We start from the raw sequence: 6,000 nt of genomic DNA on the forward strand, positions 1-6,000 counted from the left end.
GGCGATGCGGGACAAGTGTTTGCAAGCAGGTGGCAGCGTTTTGCGGAACGATCCCTTGAATATGGGAGGGGACGATTTCACTCTCCGCCGCAATGGTCAAGGTACGGGAAATCAATCACAAAGGCGGGGCGCGGAGTTTCATGTTTCTGTCGGGGTAATGGCGCGGCGGCCGTTTCGGACCGCCGCGCCGGTTTCATTGCCCCGTGCCGGCGAAAAGGGCTCGCTGGGTGTGCAGGTCCCAGTTCGCATTGTCCTGCAATCCATTGCTTTTTTTGAATTGGGCCAGGGCTCTTCGTGAGCCTTGGCCGAAAATTCCGTCCACGGCCGCGGAATAAAACCCAAGCTCCGCCAGACGGGATTGGATGAGTCTGGCGTCGCTTTTATTTTTCGGATCGAGAAAGCGCAGGCCGGATTCGAGGGTTCCGGACCCTGTTTCCGTGGACCCGGCGCCGGTATTGAAAACCGTGCCGCATGTCGAGAACCTGCCAATGGGGACGTCCACGCCATTGGTTCTGGTTTTGTCTTTCGGAGACCACGCCACGTGCATGAAGAGTTCTTCCGAGGGGACATTCAGGGGACAGCCCACCTCGACGATCGCCACGGGGAATCCCACTCCGGAGTTAACGGTCGCGCGGGTTGTCCATCTTTTGTCCGGCATCGGACTTGACGACAATCCGCCTTGGACGGTGTCACCGGGCTCCAGCCGGTCAAGCACGAGGGCAACCGCCAGGAATTCACCCCGCGCCGCAGGCAGGCGTGGGGAGACCCGGACGGCCATGGAATTTGCCACGATCATCAGATCCCACGCGGTCAAGGGTCCGGCGGAAGCGACAGCCGCCAGGAAGGATTTTTTCGGGACAAACCATGCCGCGACCCGAGGCTGGGCCGGAGACAGCGATCGGACGGAGGCCTTGGCAAGGTAAACCTCCTTGCTGGTCACCGTGCAGAACGCTTCCGCGAGAACCAAGGCCCGAAATGGGCCGGCTCCAAAGGTCAGCACGGCCATGGTCCGGGTATTCCATTCCTTTTTCTTGATGGTTTCCACTTCAACGCGATCCAGAATCGTCAGTCCAACAAGATCAAAGTTCTCCAGGGGGATCCCCGGCTCCGTGAGATCAAGGCCCGGCGCAATGCTTAGTCGGCTTATTCGTGGTGTTTCGCCTCGGATCAGATGAGTGATGGCGGCCATGGCCATGGCCGAGTCAAAGGGAACATCCTTGTTTTGCAACACTGCCGTCTTGAATTTTTCCTCGCTCTGGATGGGCGAGACATCACGAGTTGGATCGTATGCCGATTTTCCTTTGAGGCCAGTGCTCACGCAGCCGGCACAGAGGAGCACGCCGAGGGCAAAAAGTATGTTTTTGTGCATGTGGACTCCTTCTTATTTGGCAAGTCGGGCGAGGGGAGAGGAATTTTCAATGGCGTTTGACGTATGCATGTTGCCAATGACTTCTTGAACGCCCGTGTCGACTACGTTTCCCATGACCGCTTTTTTCAACGCCTTGTTCGACCGCAGGATTTGTTTTGCCGACCGCGCGGATATCACGGATTTGACCGCCTTTTCCGTTCCAAATCTATTGCCCATGCCAAATTTGTTGAATCCAAAGGACATGACCCCCTGGGCCATCCCGGTTTGGACGCCGACCTGGACTGCGTCTTGGAGTTCCAGGCCTTGTTCCGTCGCTTCGGCATAGCCTTCCGCTAACCCGCGGGTCGCGTCCAGGCCCACGCAGATCCAGCCAAAACCGGGGACGAAATTAAGAACGAATTGAGCGCCCTTGCCTGCAATGTTGGCACCCTGGCTTCCGTAGTATCCGACGTTCCAGGCGCTGGCTTTCCAGCCGGCTTTTTTGGCGTCCCAGGTGAGTAATGTCTGCTTTCCTTCCCATTGGGCGCGAACCTGTTCCAGCCATTTGGGGAAGGAGAGACCCGTCCCCGCCTTGCCGCCCGCTTTTTTGTAGAGATCCAAGGCTTTTGGCGAGATTGTTGAAATGTCGATTTCCTCTTCATCGCTTGTCGGGCCACTTCCGCCCCAGCTTGCGCCCCCTCCGCCTCCGGTTGTTCTCTTGCCGAGGTTGCCAATGGTGTCGAATTCCTCGTCACCGCCTCCGCCGCCACCACCATAGGCCTGGGCGGATGTCGTGAGCGGCCCCGCCGCGAGGATCAGGACGAGAATTGTTCCCAGTACCGCGAGCACACTGTGTTTCATGCTTTCCTCCCGTGGTTATCGGACGTTATTTTGGGTATTGATTTGAAATTGCTGGTCAAAACCAAGCCTGACCGTTCGTGGCGCCGCCGCGTCGCCGGGCAAGAATTCCGGCACGACGCAGGCGAAGCGGGGCATGTGCAGGCGGTGCAGGCGGATCGCCGGGGCCGATGTCCCGTCGGCGTGCATGCGCGCCAGGAAAATTTCCGTTTCCTCGCGTTGTCCCTTGGCGCTGAAGACGAGCCAGTTTCCGTCGGGCGACCAGCTGTGCCAGGAGTTCATGCGCTCGGTGTTGCAGGCCAGCTCGTGGGCCTCGCCTCCACGCGCGGGAACAACACAGAGTCTGCTTCCTGGCTGCAGGACGAGGCCGGTGGGTGCCCGGGTGAAGACAATCCAGCGTCCGTCGGGCGAATAGCGCGGAAAATAGTTGCTTTTGCCGTTGGCGGACGCTCCGGGCAGGGGCATCGGAGCAAGGCCTTGGGCATTGGGCACGGGCAGGGTGCAAATATCGAATTGATAGGGATAGCGGGCGTTCAGGGCCTGAATCGTGGTATCGCTGGATTCATTCTGGACAATTTTTTCCTGGACCGCGCGGACATAATCCTGACGCACGGGGGCGCGGGAAAAGGCGACCGTCTTGCCGGAAGGATCGAAGCTCGGGCCGGTATGCACGAACGCGGGATCGGTCGTGCCGGCAAGATGCGTGACCGTGCCCCGAGCCCGATCAAAAATGCCGATCTGGCCGGTGACGGGGAAAAAGAGTTGGGAATAGTCATCACGGTCGATCATGACGAAGAGCGAGGTTTCTCCGACAGTGGCGGCGGCCAGGCGGCCATCCGGCGACAGGCGGGCAAAGAGGCCAAAACTGTACGGCGAGGGAGGCAATGGCGCCAGGCTGTTCCAGGAATGGCAGTCGGCGCGCGTGAACGTGACCTCGCGTTTGGTCGCGGCCAGAATGAAGCCGCCCTTGTCGCCGTCGATGTCCATATCCAGCAGCATGCTCGTTCCGTCGGCGGAATAGGCATGGCAATTGGCGCAAACGGGTAGATCGGTCATGAAGGCGGGCGGTTCGTCCGGGTCGGACACGCGGGCCGTGCGCCACGTGGCGAGCCCCGGATGGCGCTTGGCCGTGCGAAAGGGCACGGGCAGTTGCAAATAGGCGATGGGGTGGTGGAGCTCCTTGTGGTCCATGACCACAAAGGTCGAGTTGCCGGCCAGGATGGATCGTCCGTCCTCGCCGCCAAGGGGAGCGACGTCGATGGTGATGCGGCTTCCCTTGGCGGCCCGGCGCATGCGATCCCATATTTCGCGATCCGGCACCCAGGACGATTGGGTGCAAATGGCCCGCGCGCGGGTCTGGCCGCCCATGATCTGGACCAGGACGGCGCTTGAGTTCGAAACCCAGGTGATGCATGGCGCGGCGGCGTTTGCCGGAAGCACCGCGCCGGGTCTGGGCTCGACGATGGTCAGGGGCGGGGCGGGATCGTTTCCGGGCGAAAGCGAACCGAGCCAGTCCGAATGCGCGGCCGCCGGCATTCCTTCCAGCCCGCTGCCGGGGACGTCGATGGGGGCCGCCAAAATCCGTGACGGCAGGGGCAGGAGGCTGGCAACCAAGACCACCACAATCTGATACCAAATCGACCTGATCATGAGCTGACCTCGTGACGATGCGGTGAGGCCGGTCCAGGGATTGGACGGTTTGGTCAGTTTTAGCGCAGGCAGGGTGTTGGGTAAAGTGACGGCGCGTTATTTTCCGTATTTTTCGAAATATCCGCGCGGTGTGAGGATTTTGTCTCCAACCAGGCGGCTGGCGCTGTTGCCGATGACAACAGTGGTCAGCATGTCGGCCCAGTCCGGCTCGCAGGTCCCGAGGGTGGCGACGCGCACTTCCTGATCCGGTCGGAAGGCCGCGCGGACAAAACCCACGGGCGTGTCCGGCCCCCGTTTTTCGGTCGCGATGGCCAGGACTTCGGCCAGATAGGAAGCGCGTTTGCGGGATTTGGGGTTGTAGAGGACCAAGACGAAATCCGCTTCCACGGCGGCCCGGACCCGTTTCATGATCAGGGGCAGCGGAGTCAGCAGGTCGGACAGGGAAATGGACGCGAAATCGTGCATGAGGGGGGCGCCCAGGAGGGCTGCCGCCGCGCACAGGGCCGGGATGCCGGGGACCACGTTCAGATCGACGCGGTCGTGCAGGGCGTGGCGCTCCAGATATTCCAGAACCAGTCCGGCCATGCCATAGATACCGCTGTCGCCCGAGGACACCACGACCGTGTCCAGGCCGCCCAGGGCGAAGCCCACGGCCTTGGCGGCGCGATCCATTTCTTTTTGCATGCCACTGGCAAAAATCGTTTTGCCGGCCAGAAGCGCCGGGTCCACCAAGTCCAGGTAGCGGGTATAGCCGACCACGGCTCCGGCCGCGTGCAGCGTGGCCAGGGCTTGGGGCGCCAGTAGGTCGGCGCTGCCCGGACCAAGGCCGATGACGGTCAGTCGGCCAGGGCCACGGCCACCGTCACCGGGCCGACAATGGTCTTGGGCACGATCAGCCGGGTGCCGTGGGTCTTGGTCAGGGCTGCTGCTTCGCATACGCTGTCCACTCCTATTTTTTTCCGCACCGTGGCGGAAGGGTTGGGGACGTCCACATGGGCCAGTTTGGCCCGATCCAAGAAAGTCAGGGGCAGATTTAATTTTTGGGCCGCTTCGAGTAGTCCGGTTTCGTTGGCCTTCAGGTCCACGCTGGCCAGGGCCGCCAGACTGGCCGGGGCCAAGCCGTGCGTCGCGAACACATGGCCCAGGGCATGTAGAATTTCGGCGGACGATACGCCCCGACGGCAGCCGATCCCGGCCACGAGACACGGCGGATGCAGGACCAGGGCGATGTCGGGCTCGGCGTTCCAGCTGACCACGACCTGGGCCTGGCTGGCCTCGGTCGCGACGATGAAGGCCGGGTTGTCCCGCGTGTCCAGGCGGTTGTCCGGATCGAACAGGGGCACCGGCCGGCCTTCGACCAGACTGGCGTTGACCGTCTTGATCCGGGCCGGATTGGCGATGGCGCAGCCCTTGTCTCGGGCCAGGATGTCGATGGCCGGGGCTTGGGCCGTATCCGTGGCCGTGGTGATCACGGCCTGGCCGCCAACGTGGCCGGCCACGCGCCGGGCTAGGTCATTGGCTCCGCCCAGGTGTCCGGACAGGAGGCTGATCACGTGCCGGCCGTCCTGGTCGCAGACCACAACGGCCGGGTCCGTGGTCTTGTGGTCCAAGAGGGGCGCGATGGTCCGGACCACGATGCCCGTGGCCGCGATGAAGACATGGCCGTGGTAGGCGCTCCATGTCTCGCGGGCCAGATCCGCCAAGCGGGCAAAGGGTCGGACGTCCGGCGCGCTCAGGCGCTCGGGCGCGAAAATGTCGGCGGCTTCCCGGTCCGCGATGCGCCGGGCCAGATCCAGGCCCTGGCTGGTCATGGCGTACACGGCCAGACGCGACCAGGTTTTCGGGCGTCGGGCCGCGCGGAAACCATGGCCAAAGTCGGCGGCATACAGCCGGGACGGGGTCACGGGCGCGGTTTCGCCGGGCAGGACCAGGAACATGGTCTGGCGGGAAAAGCCGTGGGTCCGCACCGTGTCTTCCAGGTCGGCCAGGGTCGCGCGCAACACCCGTTCCTCGGGATGCCCGACCTTGTGTCCGACGACGATGACCGTGTTCTCGGGCAGCCCGGCGGCGCGCAGTTCGCGGGTCAGTTCGGCCGCCTTGTCCGCCGAGAGATAGACGGCCACGGACGATCCGTGTCGGGCCAG

The 6,000-nt window shown here is 62.8% G+C and carries 5 protein-coding genes; all 5 read right to left on the reverse strand.

Translation table 11 applies throughout. The annotated features are described in order from the left end of the window. Nucleotides 1-193 precede the first annotated feature (193 nt). The gene (locus EOL86_02950) at nt 194-1,369 is read right to left on the reverse strand and encodes a peptidoglycan-binding protein (GenBank protein NCD24544.1); all 1,176 of its coding nucleotides are present in this window, start codon (nt 1,367-1,369) and stop codon (nt 194-196) included. A 12-nt stretch (nt 1,370-1,381) separates the two neighbouring features. Beyond that, a complete protein-coding gene (locus EOL86_02955) occupies nt 1,382-2,209 on the reverse strand; it encodes a hypothetical protein (GenBank protein ID NCD24545.1) in 828 nt (275 codons plus the stop codon). A 15-nt stretch (nt 2,210-2,224) separates the two neighbouring features. Next, entirely contained in the window at nt 2,225-3,856 is a 1,632-nt protein-coding gene (locus tag EOL86_02960; protein ID NCD24546.1) for a hypothetical protein, read from the reverse strand. A 96-nt stretch (nt 3,857-3,952) separates the two neighbouring features. Next, nucleotides 3,953-4,792 (reverse strand): precorrin-3B C(17)-methyltransferase, encoded by an 840-nt coding sequence (gene cobJ / locus EOL86_02965; GenBank protein ID NCD24547.1) that lies wholly within the window; start codon nt 4,790-4,792, stop codon nt 3,953-3,955. Continuing rightward, nucleotides 4,693-5,979 (reverse strand): cobalamin biosynthesis protein CbiG, encoded by a 1,287-nt coding sequence (locus EOL86_02970; protein NCD24548.1) that lies wholly within the window; start codon nt 5,977-5,979, stop codon nt 4,693-4,695. The genes cobJ and EOL86_02970 overlap by 100 nt, the downstream gene beginning before the upstream one ends. Nucleotides 5,980-6,000 lie beyond the last annotated feature (21 nt).

It is taken from the genome of Deltaproteobacteria bacterium (assembly GCA_009930495.1).
GTDB lineage: Bacteria > Desulfobacterota > Desulfovibrionia > Desulfovibrionales > Desulfomicrobiaceae > Desulfomicrobium.

Coding starts and splice junctions, on each gene's coding strand:
- EOL86_02950 (NCD24544.1), bottom strand. CDS start 1,369: ATGCACAAAAACATACTTTTTGCCCTCGGCGTGCTCCTCTGTGCCGGC.
- EOL86_02955 (NCD24545.1), bottom strand. CDS start 2,209: ATGAAACACAGTGTGCTCGCGGTACTGGGAACAATTCTCGTCCTGATC.
- EOL86_02960 (NCD24546.1), bottom strand. CDS start 3,856: ATGATCAGGTCGATTTGGTATCAGATTGTGGTGGTCTTGGTTGCCAGC.
- cobJ (NCD24547.1), bottom strand. CDS start 4,792: ATGCGAAGCAGCAGCCCTGACCAAGACCCACGGCACCCGGCTGATCGT.